Below are 17515 nucleotides of genomic sequence, written 5' to 3'. Positions count from 1 at the left end.
CATGACAAAAAGCGCCGACACGCACTGCCCTTACTGCGCCCTGCAGTGCGCCATGACGCTCACGTCTCCAGCGGAACTGGCCCCGGCTCCCCAGCCGGGGCCAGTCCCCGTGCCTGCACCGCCTGCCCTGGAATCCCCTGCTGCGGCTCCCCCTGCCCTCGAGGCGCCCCTTGAGGTCCAGGGACGCGACTTCCCCACCAACCGCGGCGGCCTGTGCCGCAAGGGCTGGACCTCGGCATCACTCCTCAACCACCCGGGAAGGGTCACCGAACCCCTGCTGAAGGGCCCGGACGGCGTTCACCGCCCCATCAGCTGGGAGCATGCCCTGGACCTTGCCGCCTCTGCCGTGAAAGACGCCCGCGCCCGTTACGGTGCGGACGCCGTCGGCGTCTTCGGCGGCGGCGGCCTCACCAACGAAAAGGCCTACATGCTGGGCAAGTTCGCCCGCCTGGCACTCGGCACGTCCCGCATCGACTACAACGGACGCTTCTGCATGTCCTCCGCAGCCGCTGCCGGCATGCGGGCCTTCGGCGTGGACCGCGGCCTCCCCTTCCCGCTGGAAGCCCTGGACACCGCCAGCACCATCATGATGCTGGGCTCCAACGTGGCAGAGACCATGCCTCCCTTCGTCCAGCACCTTAAAGGAACGCGCGACGCCGGCGGACTGATCGTGGTGGATCCGCGCCGTTCGGCCACCGCGGCCTTCACGGCCGACGGCGGCGGCATCCACCTCCAGCCGCTGCCGGGCACCGACCTCACCCTCCTGCTGGGTATCTCCCACGTGGTCATCCATGAAAACCTGGTGGACACCGCCTTTATCGGGGAGCGCACCTCGGGCTACAGCGCCGTAGTCCGCAGCGTCAACTCCTTCTGGCCTGAACGCGTCCAGTCCCTCACCGGTGTCCCCGCCGAACTTATCCGGGAAACTGCCCGCAGGCTCGCCGACGGTGCCCGCAAGGGCGGCAGCTACATCCTCACCGGGCGGGGCGTTGAACAGCACATTGACGGCACCGACACCGCCACGGCCGCCATCAACCTCAGCCTCCTGCTGGGCCTGCCCGGCTCGGCCCGCAGCGGCTACGGCACGCTGACCGGCCAGGGCAACGGCCAGGGCGGCCGCGAGCACGGCCAAAAAGCCGACCAGCTGCCCGGCTACCGCAAGATCACCGATCCCGCCGCCCGCGCCCACGTGGCCGGCGTCTGGGGCGTCCCGGAAGAACTGATCCCCGGCCCCGGACTGCCGGCAGTGCAGCTGCTCAAGTCCCTGGGAAAGGCCGACGGCGTCCGCTGCCTTTTCGTCCACGCCTCTAACATCGCAGTGGCCTCCCCTGATGCCAACGCCGTGATCGACGGGCTTCGCAGCCTGGACTTCCTGGTGGTGTGCGACTTCTTTATGTCCGAGACTGCGGCGGAGGCGGACCTCATCCTCCCGGTGCTCCAGTGGGCTGAAGAGGAAGGCACCCTGACCAACCTCGAAGGACGGGTGCTGCGCCGCCGCCGGGCGCTGACCCCGCCGGCAGGTGCCCGCAGCGAGCTCTGGATCATGGCCCGCCTGGCCGAGGCGCTGGGCGCCCCCTCCACGTACAGCGAAGACCCGGAAACCGTCTTCGAGGAACTCCGCCTTGCATCGGCGGGCGGCCTGGCCGACTACTCCGGCATCGACTACGCCATGCTGGACCGCGGAGAGGCTGCCTACTGGCCCTACCCCGCCGGCAGCACCGGAACGCCCCGCCTGTTCCGGGACGGGTTTGCGCATCCCGACGGCAAGGCCGTGATGACCCCGGTGACGCCGCGCCGCCGTCGTACTCCCGCTGCCAACCCGGACCCGGCCGCGAAAACGATGACCCTCATCACCGGCCGGCTCCTGGAGCACTACCAGTCCGGCGCCCAGACCCGGCGGGTGTCCGAGCTCCTGGCCTCGCAGCCCGAAGCGAAAATGCAGATCCACCCGGCGGCGGCGGAATCAATGGGCATCACCGCCGGGTCCTTCGTGTCGGTGGCCAACGAGCGCGGCGAGGTGGTGTGCCGGGCGGAACTCAGCACAGCCATCCGGCCCGAGACGGTCTTCCTCCCCTTCCACTTTCCCGAACTAGAAAGCGCCAACCGCCTGACGGAGGCCGCCACGGACCCCGTATCGGGAATGCCCGAATTCAAGTTCAACAAAGTCTGGGTCCGGCCGGTGGCCGCGCCCCTTTCCAGCAACGTGCTTCAAACGACGGAGGCCTCATGAGCGAGCACATTGTCATTGTGGGATTCGGCCCGGTGGCGGCCCGGCTGGTCGATGAGCTGCTGCCGACAGTACGGGCGGGCCACGTTGGCCTGACAGTGGTGGGAGAGGAAGCAGAAGCAGCCTACAACCGTGTCCTGGTGGCCGACCTCGGGGTGGGACGCACCACCGCTGACGCGCTGGCCATGTCGGACGCCGCCGCCCTGGTTGCCGACGGCGTGGACGTGCGCCTGGGCGTCCGGGTCCGCCGGGTGGACCGCGCCCGGCAGCAGATCCTCCTGTCCGACGGCTCCACCGTCCGGTACGACCGGCTGGTGTTCGCCACCGGTTCGCGCCCGGTCATTCCCAACCTGACCGGTATCAACCCGGACCCCGCCTCCCCTGTCCTTCCTGCGGGCGTGACGGCACTGCGTGACCTCCGGGACGCAGACGTGCTGCGCCGCGCCGTGGACAGCGGCAAGCGCGTGGTAGTCCTGGGCGGCGGCGTCCTGGGCCTGGAAACAGCCCTCGCCGCTGCCGAGGAAGGCGCCACGGTCACGGTGGTGCACAACGGCCCCCACCCGCTGGGACGCAACATCGACCGCGGCGGCGGTGCTGTCCTGGCGGCAGGCCTGCGCCGTTGCGGCGTCCGGATGGCCGGCAATGCCCGGTCCACGGGCGTGGAGCACAACGCCCCCGACGGCGGCTTCTCGGCACTGCTGCTGGACGACGGTTCGGCGATTGACGGGGACCTCCTGGTCATCTCGTGCGGCGTGCGTCCCCGCACCGAACTCGCCGAGGGCTGCGGGCTTTCCACGGCCGCCGGGATCCTGGTGGACCACCGGCTCCGGGCGCACCACGAGCCGCACATTTTTGCCATCGGCGACTGCGCCGAGGTTCGCTGCCCGGAGCCGGACTGTGCAGCCTGCCGGAACGCCAAGGGACCCTCCGGATTGGTCGGACCGGGCTGGAAGCAGGCAGAGTGGCTGGCCGAATACCTCACCGTCCTTGCAACAGGCACACCGGACGACGCAGAGTTGCTGCCGGAACTTCCCGCCGAGCAGCCGGGTGTCATTGTCCTCAAGGCCCGCGGCATGAACATGGCAGTAGCCGGGGACAACGGCGCCGAGCCCTGGGACGAAGAGATTCTTGAATCAGGGGCCGTGAACGGGCGGCCACGCCTCCAGATTGCCCAATGGGCCGATCCGGAGCATGGCCGCTACGTGAAGATGACCACCCGCGGCGGCGTCCTGGAAGGGCTGGTTGCGGTGGGAATGCCACGCACGGCTGCCGAGCTTGTGGGGCTCTTCGAGCGTTCCGCGGAGCTGCCGGCGGATCGCTCCCTTCTCCTGCGCCTGGACGGACCGGACCAGCTGCCCGGAAGCGGATCCTCCGACCCCGCAAGCACGGTGTGCCGGTGCGCGGGCGTCAGCGGGGCAGCCATCCAGGGATCTGTGGAGGGCGGCTGCTCCACTGTGGCGGAAGTGTCCAAGGCAACCCGGGCCGGGACCGGCTGCGGCGGCTGCCACGAGGACATCAAGGGGCTGATCGAAAAACATTTCAAGGCGGTCTCAGCCTCCTGACCGGCGTCCCCGGTCCACCGGCCGGTTACTCCGCCCGGCCGGCCTGCTGGCTGCCCGCCACGGTTATCCCTTCGGGGAACTCCTCCGTGAAGTGCTTTACGCCGTCCCACTCGGTGTAGATGTAGTCGCGGGACGTGTCCAGGTCCCGGGATCCTTTGTCCTTCACGATCTTCTTCATCAACTGGCGTTTCAGAAAGTTGTACTGGGAGTAAAGCAGCGCGCCGCCAAACATCGCGACATGGCGGGGACGCCAGCCGGTCTCCTCCTCGAATTTGGCTACGTAACTTTCGGCACTGGGCTCATCGCCATGGGCGGCCATGCTCACCGAGACAAACGCGGAAGGCAGGCGCTCAAGTTGGCCGCGGTTCCTTCGGACAAAGTCGGCAACGTAGGCCTCGTGCTTGCCCACATGGATTGACGTGGCCACGATGACACCGTCCTGCCCGTCCGGAATGCTGTGCCCGGCTGCCGGGGCCAACCTTCCTTACGCTGGAGCCTTGGGAATCAGGATCCACAGCACGATGTAGACCAGCTCACCGATTCCCACCAGGCCGAAGATGACGAAGGCGAGCCGGACCAGGAACTTCGGGAGTCCGAAGCGGGCCGCAAGTGCTGCGCACACCCCGCCCAGGATCTTGCCGCTGCGTGGCCGAACGAGTGCTGTTGTCATGGTTTCTGTCCCCTTAGGATTCAATCGCGTCGACGGCTGGTGCAGGGACGGCCGGGAAATTCCTTGATGAAATCCCCGGCCGGTCCTTGAAGGAGTCTATGCAGGTGGCACCGGCAGGGTCCAGACTTTGCTGCCTCCCCCGGCCCCAATCGTTACAGGTGGACGTGCAGGCGCCGTGCGGCTTCCGAGATTGATCCTGTGAGGGACGGGTACACGGTGAAGGTGCTGGCGACGTCGTCCACGTGCAGCTTCTGCTTGACCGCGATGGCGATGGGGAAGATCAGCTCGGACGCGTTGGGACCCACCACCACGCCGCCAATGACGGTGCCGGAGCCCTTGCGGGCAAAGATCTTCACGAACCCGTCCTTATGGTTCCGCATCTTGGCCCGGGCGTTGCTGCGCAGCGAAAGCTTGATGACATCGCCCTGGTACTTGCCGGAGTCGATCTCCGCTTCGGACACCCCGACGTTGGCAATCTCTGGCGACGTGAAGATGTTGGAGGCCACCTGGTGCAGTTTGAGCGGGGTGACGGTGTCGCCCATAAAGTGCGCCACGGCGATCCGGCCCTGCATGGCTGCCACGGAGGCCAGCGGCAGGACGCCGGTGCAGTCGCCCGCAGCGTAAATGTTGGGCGCCGAGGTCCGCGAGACCCCGTCCACCTTGATGTGGCCACCTTCACCGAGGGCCACGCCGGCTTCCTCAAGGCCGATGCCTGCCGTGTTGGGAATGGATCCCAGGCAAAGCAGGCAGTGGCTGCCGGTCACCTTGGTGCCGTCACTGAGCGTGACCACCACCCCGTCCGCGCTCCGCTCCACGGTCTCGGCGCGGGAACGGGACAGCACCCGGACGCCACGGCGTTCGAACACTTCTTCCAGCACTACCGCTGCATCGACGTCCGAGCCGGGAAGCACCCGGTCGCGGCTGGAAATCAGCGTCACCTTCGATCCGAGTCCGTTGTATGCCGAGGCAAACTCGGCACCGGTCACGCCGGACCCCACAACAATCAGGTCCTCGGGCAGCTCATCCAGATCGTAGATCTGCGTCCAGTTCAGGATCCGGTCCCCGTCGGGCCGTGCGGTGGCAAGCTCCCGCGGATGGGCGCCCACCGCCAGCAGGATGGTGTCCGCCTCAACGATTTCCGTGCCGTCAACCGTGACGACCTCGATGGTGTGGTTGTCCAGGAGACGGCCGGAGCCGGCAAGGATGCGCACGCCCTGGTGCTCCAGGCCGTCATGGATGTCCTTCGACTGGCTGCGGGCCAGGTTAAGCAGTCGGTCATTGATGTGCTTGAGGTCGGCACGCATCACCGGCACAAAGTCGCCGCCGTCGACGTCGAACTTCACTCCCAGCTCGCCGGCTTCAGCCACCCGCGTCATCAGGTCTGCTGTGGCAATCAGGGTCTTGGACGGCACAACGTCCGTGAGCACGGCGGATCCGCCCAGCCCGGCACGCTCGATGATGGTGACCTGCGCCCCCAGTGAGGCGGCCACCATGGCAGCTTCGTACCCGCCAGGACCACCTCCCAGGATTGCGATCCGGGGTGAACTGAAATCTGGATGCGTAGTCACAATGAATCATTCTCGCTTATCCCCGCCGCAGCACCAAGAATTCCGGTGCCGCCGGGACAGTCTGTGGTGGGCGCAGCAGGGCCGGCAGGATAACTTGTACCCGTGAGTACAACAGACTTCCTGAACACGGATCCCTTCGCCGCCGCACGCGCCGCGGCAGACTACATTGCCGAGGAAACAGGAGTGGACAGCCACGACGTCGCCCTGGTGCTTGGCTCCGGCTGGGGTGCGGCTGCGGACCTCATCGGCGAAACCACAGCCACTCTCTCGGCTGAGGAGGTACCTGGCTTCCACGCACCCGCAGTGGTGGGGCACGTGGGCACCATCCGCTCGGTGCTCACCAGGGACGGCAAGCGTGCCCTGGTCCTGGGCGCAAGGACCCACTACTACGAAGGCAGGGGCGTGCGCGCCGTGGTGCACGGAATCCGGGCCGCGGCAGCCGCCGGATGCAGCACCCTGGTCCTCACCAACGGATGTGGGGGGCTCAACGAAAACTGGGCACCGGGCACCCCGGTACTCATCAAAGATCACATCAACCTCACCGCGGCTTCACCCCTTGAGGGCGCCACCTTCGTGGACCTGACAGATCTTTACTCTTCCCGGATCCGGGCCCTCGCCCGCGAGGTGGACCCGACCCTCGATGAAGGGGTATATGCCCAGTTCACCGGACCGCATTACGAGACGCCGGCGGAGGTGCAGTACGCCAAGCGCATCGGCGCCGACCTGGTGGGCATGTCGACGGCGCTGGAGGCCATCGCGGGGCGGCACGCCGGGATGGAGGTGTTCGGCATTTCGCTGGTCACCAACCTCGCGGCCGGCATCAGCCCGCACCCGCTCAGCCACGAGGAAGTCATCGAGTCAGGTCAGGCCGCCGGACCCCGGATCTCCAGGCTGCTCGCGGACATCATCGCCAAAATCTGAAGTAGCAACGCGGTCATTTCCGGCCCCGGCGGGAGCGTTTTTCCGGTCGTAACTGACCCGGCGGTGCAGTCAGTAAGGGAGCAATAGCGATAGGTTTATGCCCATGACGTCTTCCGATGCCGATTCCCGCCTGCTCAACGAAGCCCGCGAGTGGGCCTCCAAAGATCCGGATCCCGCAACGTCGGCTTCCCTCCTTGAGCTGGTCAGGTCGGTCGAAGACGGTGACCCTGCCTCGCGCCAGGAACTGGAGGACAGCTTCCGCGGGACCCTCCAGTTTGGTACCGCCGGCCTGCGCGCTGCCCTCGGCCCCGGACCCAACCGGATGAACCGCGTGGTGGTGCGGCGCGCTGCTGCCGGCCTCGCCGCTTTCCTGGCCGATGCGGTAGGCAAGGCATCCCCAGGGTCCCGGCCACGCGCCGTCGTCGGCTATGACGCCCGCTACAACTCGGACGTCTTCGCGGAGGAAACCGCCGCCATCTTCACTGCCGCTGGAATTGAAACCTTCCTGATGCCTGCCGCACTGCCCACGCCCCTGCTGGCTTACGCTGTCCGGTCATTGGAGTGCGACGGCGGCGTGATGGTTACTGCCAGCCACAACCCGCCGCAGGACAACGGCTACAAGGTTTACCTGGGCCGCCACGCCGTGGCGGACAGCGGCAACGGCGCCCAGATCGTCACGCCCTATGATGCCGAAATCGCGGCGAGGATCAGCGCCGCAGGGTCACTGGACTCGATCGCGCTGGCGCCGGAGGGCTGGACCGTTCTTGACGGATCCATTGCCGGGGAATACCAGAGGGCAACCGCTGCGCTTGCCCGCAAGGAACACTTTCCGGCACGGGACTTGCGCATTGTCCTGACCCCCATGCACGGCGTGGGCGGCGAAACCGCCCTGGCGGTGCTGAACGCTGCCGGTTTCGCCGACGTCACCCTGGTGGCGGAACAGGCAGAACCGGATCCGGATTTTCCCACCATCAACTTCCCCAACCCGGAAGAACCCGGGGCCCTGGACCTCGCCCTCGAAACCGCTGCCCGGCTGGACGCGGACATCGTGATAGCCAATGATCCCGACGCCGACCGTGCTGCCGTTGCCGCCAAGGACCCGGACACCGATGCCTGGCGGATGCTCCGCGGCGACGAGGTGGGGGCCCTGCTGGGAGCTCACGTCACCGCCCGGCTCGCCGCGGGTGACGCGGAGTCCGGCGACGATACGGAGGGCACCACGGGGGTCTTCGCGAATTCGATCGTGTCTTCGCGGCTGCTGGCACGCATTGCAGCGGCGGCCGGTTACGCCCATGAAGAGACCTTGACCGGCTTCAAATGGATTTCCCGGGTGCCCGGACTGGTCTACGGCTACGAAGAGGCACTGGGCTACTGCGTCGCACCCGACCTCGTGCGGGACAAGGACGGCATCTCTGCCGCCGTCCTCATCGCGGAGCTCGCCGCCGCGGCCAAAGCCGACGGGAAGACCATCTTCGACACGTTGGACGAGCTGTACCTGCAGCACGGCCTGCATGCCGGCGACCAGCTCAGCATCCGGGTTGCCAACCTGGGGCTCCTGGACGCGATGATGAACCGGTTGCGAGTCTCGCCGCCGGAATCATTCGGGTCCTCCACCGTGGAGGTTTTCACCGACCTGGCCGAGGGCTCGGACCAGCTGCCGCCAACGGACGGGCTCCTCTACGTCACCCGCAACCTCACCAGGGTGATCATCCGGCCCAGCGGCACAGAGCCGAAGCTCAAGTGCTACCTGGAAGTCATCCACCAGGCGGGCTCCGCTGCAGAACTGCCGGCAGCCCGGCAGGCGGCGCGGGCTGCCCTGGATGACGTGCTGCGCGATGTCAGCGAGGCGCTGGGACTTTAACCACAGAAGGGGCGGCCCGCCGGGAGCAGTTCATCCGGGGGCGCCCCTTTTTGTGGTGGTTGAGCCTGTGCCGGCGGTTACAGCTCCACCTCAACGAATCCGTCCGTAATGCGCGTGCTGAAGGTTGCCAGGCCCAGGCCCGGGGTACTGAAGCATTCCCCGGTTTCCAGGTCGTAGACCTCTTTATGCAGGGGCGAGGCGATGGTGGGGCGGGTCCCCCGTGATCCGAGGATCCCGCGGGCCATAACGTGCGCACCCGTGGCCGGATCTTCGTGGGCCACAGCAAAGACTTCACCGGGGCCGGTGCGGAAAAGCGCCAGCTGGCGTCCGGCAACAAGGGCGGCTTCACCCCAGGAGAGTTCCAGGTCGTCCACCCGGCATACGCGATGCCATCCGGCAGTGGTCTCAGTTCCGGCTTCGAGTGCCCCAAGTTCCAGTGTTGCCGTCATGTCCGGCTCCTCTCCCTGTGCTGGTTGTCCCTGCGTTGCGACCACCTTTGCGGCCAGGATCAACGCTAAGAGGCAGGTGTTTCGTCAGCGTGCAGTAAATGTGTCCGGCTCGTAAAAGACACCTAACCCAGCCGGAAATGCGTTCGTGATGCAGAAGTTAAGTTGACGAAACAATCGGGAAACTGAAGCGAAACTGCCCGTCCCTAGTCTGGATGGACAGCTCGACAGAGAAGGCTGCAGGAACACTGCGGCCCATGCGAAAGGCCCACAGTGACCGAACAGACTTCAAGCACAGAGACTCCGCGCCGCATCGTCGTCGCCGGCGGCGGCCCCGCGGCCCACCGTTTTGCGGACGCAATGCATGCCCGTGGCCTCGATGGCTGGCAGGTCACGGTCCTCACCGAGGAAGCCCACCTGCCGTATGACCGGGTGGCACTGTCCAAAGCACTTACCCGGAAAGACGTGGACCTGACCCTGGGGACAGCGTCCATGTGGGACCACCCTTCCCTCGAGCTGAAAACCGGCGAACGCGTGGTCAAGATCAACGCCGAAGCCAAGACAGTGGAAACCGCAGCCGGCAACGCCTTCGAATACGACGAACTGGTGGTTGCCACCGGCTCCAATGCCGCCCGCCTGCCCATCCCCGGTGCCGAGCACACGCATGTTTACCGCACGCTCGAAGATGTATGGGCCATCAACGAGGCCATTACGGAGCTCACGAAGAAACTGGGCCGCAAGGTCAATGCAGTGACCATCGGTGGAGGCCTTCTTGGCCTCGAGTCGGCCGCCGGCACCGAGCAGCTGGGCGCCAACCCGATCGTCATCGACGGTTCCCAGTGGCTGATGGCCACCCAGCTCGACGAAGGCGCGGGCCAGGCCATGGGCCGGCTTATCAAGGCCAAGGGCTTCGAAGTCCACGGCGGCGTCTTCCCGTCCGAAGTATTGTCTGACGACGACGGCCAGGTCACCGGAGTCCTGATGGCCGACGGCCGCGTCATCGACGCAGACCTCGTGATCGTCGCCATCGGCGTCCGGCCACGCGACGAACTCTTCCGCGCGGCAGAGGGCGAGGAGCAGCAGTTCAGCCTCGGCCAGCGCGGGGGCGTGGTCATCAACGACTACTGCGCCACGGAAGTACCCGGCATCTGGGCCATCGGCGAGGTGGCCAACTTCGGCGGCATGTGCCTGGGCCTGGTGGCCCCCGCCAACACCATGGCGGAAATCGTTGCCGACCGCCTTCATGGCGGAGAAGCCACGTTCCCGGGCTTCGACACCGCCACCAAGCTGAAGCTGTCCGGCGTCGACGTGGCCAGCTTCGGTGACGCCTTCGGCAAGACCGAGCATGCCCTCGAAATTGTCTACGCCGACCCCGCCCGCGGTGTGTACCAGAAGATTGTTACCACCGACGATGCCAAGACGCTCCTGGGCGGCATCTTCGTGGGCGACGCCACCCCTTACACCAGCCTTCGTCCGCTGCTGGGCCGCGAACTCAGCGCAGAACCCGGCGCCTACCTCACCGCTGCCGGCGGCGGCGACGCTCCTGAAACCGAACTCCCGGACGACGCCACCCTCTGCTCCTGCAACAACGTCACCGCCGGAAGCATCCGCGACGCCATCAACGGCTGCGGCGCCTGCGATGGCAACGCCCGCGTGCAGGAACTGGGCGAGCTGAAGGGCTGCACCCGGGCCGGCACCCAGTGCGGCTCCTGCGTGCCGATGCTGAAGAAGCTGCTGGAAACCGAGCTGACCAAGTCCGGCGTCGAGGTCTCCAAGGCCCTCTGCGAGCACATCGGGCTGTCCCGCCAGGAACTCTTCGACGCCATCCGGGTCCTGGAGCTGACCTCGTTCGAAGAGATCATGGCCAAGTACGGCACCGGAGCGGGCTGCGACATCTGCAAGCCGACCATCGCCAACATCCTGGCCAGCCAGAACAGCGCCTACGTCCTTGACGCGGGCCGCGGCACCCTGCAGGACACAAATGACCGCGCCCTTGCCAACATGCAGAAGGACGGCACCTACTCGGTGGTCCCCCGCATTGCCGGCGGCGAGATCACCCCGAAGAAGCTCGGCGTGATCGCCGCCGTGGCCGAGAAGTACAACCTGTACACCAAGATCACCGGCGGCCAGCGGATCGACATGTTCGGTGCCCGGCTGGAGCAGCTCCCGGAAATCTGGAAGGAACTGGTGGACGCCGGCTTCGAATCCGGGCAGGCCTACGGCAAGAGCCTGCGCACGGTGAAGTCCTGCGTCGGTTCCACCTGGTGCCGCTTCGGCGTCCAGGACTCGGTGGCCATGGCCATCCAGCTGGAACTGCGCTACCGCGGCCTGCGCAGCCCGCACAAGCTCAAGATGGGCGTCTCCGGCTGCGCCCGCGAATGCGCCGAGGCCCGCGGCAAGGACGTGGGCGTGATCGCCACCGCGGACGGCTGGAACCTCTACGTCGGCGGCAACGGCGGTGCCACCCCCGCCCACGCCCAGCTGCTGGCCAAGGACCTGGACGACGAAACGCTGATCAAGTACATCGACCGCTACTTCATGTACTACATCCGCACGGCGGACCGCCTGCAGCGCACGGCCCGCTGGCAGGAAGAGCTCGACGGCGGCATCAAGCACGTCGAGGACGTTGTGGTCAAGGACACCCTGGGCATCGCTGCGGACCTCGAAGCAGCCATGGCCAAGCACGTGGACACCTACATCGACGAGTGGGCCGACACCCTCAAGGATCCCGAGCGCCTGCGCCGGTTCCGTTCCTTCGTGAACGCGCCGGACCAAAAGGACGATTCCATCACCTTCGTCCCGGACGAGCGCGGCCAGATGCGCCCCGCCACGCCCGAGGAAAAGGGCAAGGTCCTCATCGGCGCCTCCATCCCCGTACGCCCCAGCAACGAGAACGAGGTATAGGCATGCAGCTCAGCATTGATCTCACCGGCCGCGACGTACTGGTCACCGGATCGGATGCCGCAGCGCGGCAGGCCGTACGCCGCTACGAGGCCGCGGGCGCCGTCGTCTACCGCCTGAGCACCCCGCAGGGTGCGGGGCATGACGGCCCGCTGCCCGAGCACCCCTTCCTCGTGGCCGCAGTGGACGACGGCCAGCCGGGCTGGGAGGCACTGCTGGGCAGGTGCCGCGAAACCGGAATCCCCGTGGCCGCCGAGCCCGCAGCCGGAGCCGCCGGCCACGTCACCCTGGTGGGCGGCGGACCGGGCACCACCGAACTTCTCACCGTCGCCGCCGTCAAGGCCTTGCGGGACGCCGATGTTGTCTTCTATGACCGCCTCGCCCCCTACCAGGAGCTGCCGTCCCTCACCTCCGCCGAACTGGTTGATGTTGGCAAGAAGCCCGGCCACCACAAGGTGAGCCAGTCCGACATCGAAAAACTCATGGTGGAAAGCGCCCTGGCGGGCAACAACGTGGTCCGGCTCAAGGGCGGGGATCCCTACGTCTTCGGCCGCGGCGGCGAAGAAGTTGCCGCGTGCGTGGCCGCCGGCGTCAAGGTCCACGTCGTTTCCGGTGTCACCAGCGCCATCTCCGTACCGGCCGCGGCAGGCATCCCCGTCACCCACCGCGAAGTCAGCCACATGTTTACCGTGGTCTCCGGGCACGCCCCGCTCACCGACAAGGAACACATGCACCTGGCCGGCCTGGGCGGAACGATAGTTGTCCTGATGGGCATTGGTACCCTGCACCAGCTGGCTGCCGGCCTCCGCAAGGCCGGCATGCGCCCGGATATGCCCATGGCCGTGGTGGAACGCGGCTACCGCCCCGGGCAGCGGACCACCATCGCGAACCTCGGCACCATTGCCTCCGCCGCGGCCGGGTGCAGCAACCCGGCAGTCCTGGTGATTGGCGAGGTGGTTCGGGTGGCGGAAGCCAACCGCGGGCATGCTGAGGCCGCCGCCGACCTGGACAGGCTGGCGGCCTCGCTGCTGGGTTCGTGAAAGGATTGACCCCCATGAACACACTTGCACCGGCCGAAGCGTCGCAGGTTGAAGAAGCCCCCGACGCCGCCGGGTCCCCCCTTGAGGGTTTCCGCATTGGTGTGACCTCCCACCGGCGCTCCCGAGACCTCATTGAGGCCCTGGAACGCCGCGGCGCCGAAGTGCTGCACGCCCCGGCGTTGAAGATCGCCCCCGTCCAGGAGGACATGCGCCTCATCGAGGACACCCGGGCCATCATCGCGGCCAGGCCGGACCTCTGCATTGCCACCACCGCCTACGGAATGCGCCGCTGGTGCGAGGCCGCGGATTCGTTTGGCATCGGTGACGAACTGCTGGAAACGCTGGGCGCCTGCCGGATGTTCGTCCGGGGACCCAAGGCCCGCGGTGCCGTGCGCGCGGCCGGCCTTGCCGACGTCGGAATCAGCAGTGACGAAACCACGGCCACCCTGGTGGACATGCTGCTTACCGAAGGCGTGCGCGGCAAGACTGTCGCCGTGCAGCTGCACGGCTACACTGACGTCCGGCAACTGGAGCGGCTGCGCATGTCCGGCGCCACCGTTCTGACCGTCACGCCCTACCGCTGGGTGAAGCCCGACGGCGAGGACAAGCTTCCCCGGCTCATCGACGCCGCCTGCACCGGCAACCTGGACGTCCTGACTTTCACCAGCGCGCCCGCCGTCGACGCCATGTGGAGCACGGCGCACGAGATGGGCGTCTACAAACAGCTAATTGAAAGCCTCAAGACAAACGTCACCACGGCCGTGGTGGGTCCGGTCACGGCGCAGCCACTGCTGGATGCCGGCGTGACACCGCTGATTCCCGAGCGTTTCCGGATGGGCGCGCTCATCCGGCTGGTCTGCGAACACCTGGCCCTGAACCACGTCCGCCGGCTCGACACCCGGTCCGGCAACATTGAGCTGCGCGGGCGGAGCCTGCGCATCGACGGCCAGCCCGTGGAACTGGCACCCGCTCCCCTGCTGCTGCTCCGGGCACTGCTCGGCGCCGGGGGTGCGGTCCTGTCCCGCGAATCGCTGTCCGACCTGTTGGAACTGCGCGGCTCCGTCCACGCCCTGGACATGACCGTGAGCCGGCTACGGTCCTCGCTGCCGGACGGGCGCCTCGTGGAAACCGTGGTGAAAAGGGGCTACCGGATCCGCGTCTGACCTTCACGGAGTGCCGGTCCGCAGCCGAATGTGTCCGTTGCCGGCGGAATGAGAGGTGCGTCACGGTTTCTGTTACCGGCCGGTAAAAACTGGCTAACGCCCCCCTCCCGCAACGGCAACAGCCGGGAAACACAACGGTAAAGGCAGGCCCCTACGCTGGTTCCATCAGTTCCGGCCGTTCCACGGCCGCCAGCGAAAGGGCCAGCACATGTCCGCTCCGGCATCCTCCACGTCCACCTCCTCAGCTACCCGCATCGTTATCGCAGGTGCCGGCCCGGCCGCCCAGGCCCTCGTGCGCCAGCTGGACCGCGCCCGGTTCGCCGGCAGCATTACCGTGCTGAGCAACCGGGACGACAACCCGGAAGAACTGCTGGAGCTGGCCCTGCTCCCGCAGGTCTCCATCCGCTTCGGCCAGCCGGCCAGCCACATCGACGCCGGCAACCGGACCGTGGCCACGGCCGACGGCATGGAGTTCGCGTACGACCACCTGGTCATTGCAACGGGATCCGCTCCCGTGGCAAATCCCGTGGAGGGTGCTGGCCAGTGCCTGAGCTACTCCACCATCGATGACGCCGCGCGGATTGCCGAGGCCGTCGGCGAAGTGACCCGCGGGCTGGGCAGGCGTCCGCTGGGCATCCTGGTGGGCAACGGTGCAGCCGCCGGCCAGGCGGAGGCAGTCCTGCGCGCCAAGGGTGTCCGTCCCATCCGCACCACTGCCCGCCCCGCCGCCGTCGTCCCCGGGAAGGCCGCGTCCGGGCTGGCGGCATCCACCGTGATTTTCGAGGACGGAAGCAGCATGAGTGGGGACCTGGTGGTGCTCGCTGAAGAGCGGGTTGCCCGGGACGATCTCGCCGCCACTGCGGCCCTGAAGACGGCTGCCGGCGGAGGAATCGTCATCAGCCAGGACTTCCGGACCTCCGTTCCCGGCATCTGGGCGATCGGGGATGCAGCAGCGTTCGACGGCGTCCGGCTGGGCCTGCTGGTCGCTGCGGCTTCCGCCGCCGGAGCCTGTGCCACGCAGCTCCTGACGGCGTCCTCGGCCGGGCCGGTCCTGCAGGCAGCCGCCTGATCCCCGGCACGGCTTTTCAGGGCCTGGGGTGTGGTCCGGCGTGTGACAAGATGGTTTCCGAACCCAGCCAAGGACGCGCCGGGGCCCATAAAGCCCCTGGAGAGGACCACCATGAGCAACGAAGCCACCCCTTCCGTTCAACCAGCCGCCGTTGCTGCCGGGAGCATCGCTTCCTACATCGACCACACCCTGCTGAAGCCTGAGGCTTCAGAGGCAGATGTCCTCAAGGTCTGTGCGGAGGCTGCCGAATACGGCTTCAAGTCCGTGTGTGTCAATCCCATCTGGGTCAAGACCGTCAAAACCGCCCTCAAAGGCTCGGGCGTCCTCACGTGCTCCGTCGTCGGCTTCCCGCTGGGCGCCACCCCAACGGACGTCAAGACGTTTGAAGCCCGCGGCGCGGTCCTGGACGGCGCCGACGAGGTGGACATGGTCATCAACATCGCCGCCGCACGGGCCGGGGACAAGGGCGCGCTGGCCGAGGACATCGCATCCGTGGCTGAAGCGGTCCACGCCAGCGGCGCCATCCTGAAGGTGATCATCGAAACCGCCCTGCTCACGGACGGCCAGAAGGTCCTCGCCTGCGAAGCGGCCGTGGAAGCGGGCGCGGACTTCGTGAAGACATCAACGGGGTTCAACGGCGGGGGCGCCACCGTAGAGGACGTCACCCTCATGCGTCGGACCGTTGGTCCGGGGCTTGGCGTCAAGGCCTCCGGCGGCGTGCGCTCCCTCGAAGACGCGCACGCTATGATTGCTGCAGGTGCAACACGTATTGGTGCCAGCTCCGGCATTGCCATCGTCAAGGGTGAACAGGGTTCATCCACCTACTGACGGCCGGCCGGGGACAGCCACAGATTGAGCCCCGCGGGGCCGAGGAGGAACGAATGTCCAGCAAGATTACCGCGTCCAACCAGGACTCATCATCGAACCAGGGCACTGTCCGCACTCCCCAGAATGAGAACAAGCTGGCAGGCAGCATTGTGCTCTTCGTGATCATGATGGCGCTGTTCCTCGGATCCGTGTACTCACTGTCCTTCCTCACGCTTGACAACCCCTGGCCGATGGCGGTCTGCCTGGTGCTGTTCGCCCTGGCCTTTTGGATTCCGCAGGCCGTCCTGGGCCGCTCGGACTCCGCCGGCGAGCACTGACCCAATGCAGGCAGCACCAGGTGTCGTTATGAACCCGCAAAACGACACCTGCTGCTACCCAGTCGGGGCTTGAAACCAACGAAAGACCCCCTGGACGCTGTTCAGGGGGTCTTTCTGCGCACCCTTAGAACCAGAGCCTGGTCCACGCCACGGCCGCGTCCGCCACCCGGGTCCACTGGTTCTGCGCAATGGACCAGCCGGCCACGCTGAGCCCCACCATGGCATAGGCACTTACGGGAATCAGCACCAGCCATTCGCGCTTGGAACCCGCCCTCCCCAGGAGCGGCAGCGACAGTGCGCCGTTGGGCCGCCACACGTTCCGCAGCAGCGGAACCTTGCGCAGCAGCTTCGGCGGCCGGATCACCAGCGGCCACAGCAGCGGCACTCCCCCAGTTGTCACCAGGTCACCCACGATATGCACCACCACGCCGATCAGCATGGACATGGGCAGCCATGTCCACTGCTCCGGGGCGTGCACGGTCACCAGGCCGGCCATGGCCAGCGCGAAAACCCAGTTGATCAGGAACCCGCTCTTGGGGAACAGCTTCAGGGCCTTCACCGCGATATTGATCAGGAACATGCAGAGCAGCCCGGCGCCCACGGACAGGAGTCCCCAGGGTGTTTCCATCTGGAACTGGGCCGCCAGGAATGCGAGGAGCACGAAGACGCCGGCACCCAGGATCGAATGCGTGCCCTGCCGGTGCCCGCCGCTGGCGTTCTCGATCCCGCGGGCGATGGCGTTGGACAGTGGCGGCAGGGAATGGGCGACGGTGCTGGACCGATGGTCCCAGTCGCAGATCAGGGCCGTTCCGGCGGTGGCCATGCCGCCGATGAGGATCCCAGTGGGATCCAGGGGGTACCAGCCCAGGGTGTAGGGGCCGGTGGACGCAACAGCTACCCAGGCCGCGGCTCCCGACGCGGCGTGGTGTCCTCCCATCATCC

The 17515-nt window shown here is 67.1% G+C and carries 15 protein-coding genes; 10 read left to right on the top strand and 5 right to left on the bottom strand.

Annotated features, from left to right (window positions below):
* Window position 1 precedes the first annotated feature (1 nt).
* Together NXY83_RS06810 and NXY83_RS06805 are read left to right on the top strand one after the other, a co-directional pair.
* On the top strand, window positions 2-2230 hold the full coding sequence (locus NXY83_RS06810; protein WP_258805327.1) for a molybdopterin oxidoreductase family protein: 2229 nt from the start codon (window positions 2-4) through the stop codon (window positions 2228-2230).
* Window positions 2227-3789, top strand: a complete 1563-nt coding sequence (locus NXY83_RS06805) for an FAD-dependent oxidoreductase (RefSeq protein WP_258805326.1) — start codon at window positions 2227-2229, stop codon at window positions 3787-3789. The genes NXY83_RS06810 and NXY83_RS06805 overlap by 4 nt, the downstream gene beginning before the upstream one ends.
* Window positions 3790-3814: 25 nt before the next feature.
* On the opposite strand, the gene NXY83_RS06800 is transcribed toward NXY83_RS06805, so the two are convergent.
* From NXY83_RS06800 to NXY83_RS06790, 3 genes are all read right to left on the bottom strand, one after another.
* Window positions 3815-4267, bottom strand: coding sequence for a flavodoxin domain-containing protein (locus NXY83_RS06800; RefSeq protein ID WP_258805325.1), 453 nt, complete (start codon window positions 4265-4267; stop codon window positions 3815-3817).
* 6 nt (window positions 4268-4273) lie between these two features.
* The gene (locus NXY83_RS06795) at window positions 4274-4459 is read right to left on the bottom strand and encodes a PspC domain-containing protein (protein WP_258805324.1); all 186 of its coding nucleotides are present in this window, start codon (window positions 4457-4459) and stop codon (window positions 4274-4276) included.
* 152 nt (window positions 4460-4611) lie between these two features.
* Window positions 4612-6027, bottom strand: a complete 1416-nt coding sequence (locus NXY83_RS06790) for an NAD(P)H-quinone dehydrogenase (protein ID WP_258805323.1) — start codon at window positions 6025-6027, stop codon at window positions 4612-4614.
* 102 nt (window positions 6028-6129) lie between these two features.
* Here NXY83_RS06790 and NXY83_RS06785 point away from each other — a divergent pair, with 102 nt between their 5' ends.
* Together NXY83_RS06785 and NXY83_RS06780 are read left to right on the top strand one after the other, a co-directional pair.
* On the top strand, window positions 6130-6948 hold the full coding sequence (locus tag NXY83_RS06785) for a purine-nucleoside phosphorylase (protein ID WP_258805321.1): 819 nt from the start codon (window positions 6130-6132) through the stop codon (window positions 6946-6948).
* 103 nt (window positions 6949-7051) lie between these two features.
* Entirely contained in the window at window positions 7052-8809 is a 1758-nt protein-coding gene (locus tag NXY83_RS06780; RefSeq protein ID WP_258805320.1) for a phospho-sugar mutase, read from the top strand.
* Between the two features lie 77 nt (window positions 8810-8886).
* On the opposite strand, the gene nirD is transcribed toward NXY83_RS06780, so the two are convergent.
* Window positions 8887-9258 (bottom strand): nitrite reductase small subunit NirD, encoded by a 372-nt coding sequence (gene nirD, locus NXY83_RS06775; protein ID WP_258805319.1) that lies wholly within the window; start codon window positions 9256-9258, stop codon window positions 8887-8889.
* Between the two features lie 270 nt (window positions 9259-9528).
* On the opposite strand from nirD, the gene nirB reads away from it, so the two are divergent.
* The 6 genes from nirB (at window position 9529) to NXY83_RS06745 (ending at window position 16573) form a co-directional block, all read left to right on the top strand.
* Window positions 9529-12159, top strand: a complete 2631-nt coding sequence (gene nirB / locus NXY83_RS06770; protein WP_258805317.1) for a nitrite reductase large subunit NirB — start codon at window positions 9529-9531, stop codon at window positions 12157-12159.
* Window positions 12160-12161: 2 nt separating this feature from the next.
* Window positions 12162-13196, top strand: a complete 1035-nt coding sequence (cobA, locus tag NXY83_RS06765; protein ID WP_258805316.1) for a uroporphyrinogen-III C-methyltransferase — start codon at window positions 12162-12164, stop codon at window positions 13194-13196.
* A 14-nt stretch (window positions 13197-13210) separates the two neighbouring features.
* Window positions 13211-14359 (top strand): uroporphyrinogen-III synthase, encoded by a 1149-nt coding sequence (locus tag NXY83_RS06760; RefSeq protein WP_258805314.1) that lies wholly within the window; start codon window positions 13211-13213, stop codon window positions 14357-14359.
* 208 nt (window positions 14360-14567) lie between these two features.
* Complete coding sequence (locus NXY83_RS06755) at window positions 14568-15428, top strand: FAD-dependent oxidoreductase (protein WP_258805313.1); 861 nt, start codon at window positions 14568-14570, stop codon at window positions 15426-15428.
* Window positions 15429-15539: 111 nt separating this feature from the next.
* Complete coding sequence (gene deoC / locus NXY83_RS06750) at window positions 15540-16256, top strand: deoxyribose-phosphate aldolase (protein WP_258805312.1); 717 nt, start codon at window positions 15540-15542, stop codon at window positions 16254-16256.
* 53 nt (window positions 16257-16309) lie between these two features.
* The gene (locus tag NXY83_RS06745; RefSeq protein WP_258805311.1) at window positions 16310-16573 is read left to right on the top strand and encodes a hypothetical protein; all 264 of its coding nucleotides are present in this window, start codon (window positions 16310-16312) and stop codon (window positions 16571-16573) included.
* Window positions 16574-16697: 124 nt separating this feature from the next.
* Here the strand turns inward: NXY83_RS06745 and NXY83_RS06740 are convergent, their stop codons facing one another.
* Window positions 16698-17510 (bottom strand): metal-dependent hydrolase, encoded by an 813-nt coding sequence (locus NXY83_RS06740; protein WP_258806091.1) that lies wholly within the window; start codon window positions 17508-17510, stop codon window positions 16698-16700.
* Window positions 17511-17515 lie beyond the last annotated feature (5 nt).

The organism is Pseudarthrobacter sp. NS4 (assembly GCF_024758005.1).
In the GTDB taxonomy this organism is placed as follows: Bacteria; Actinomycetota; Actinomycetes; order Actinomycetales; family Micrococcaceae; genus Arthrobacter.
Note: the sequence above shows the minus strand (reverse complement) of the source record. Positions and strands in the feature narration are given on the sequence as shown.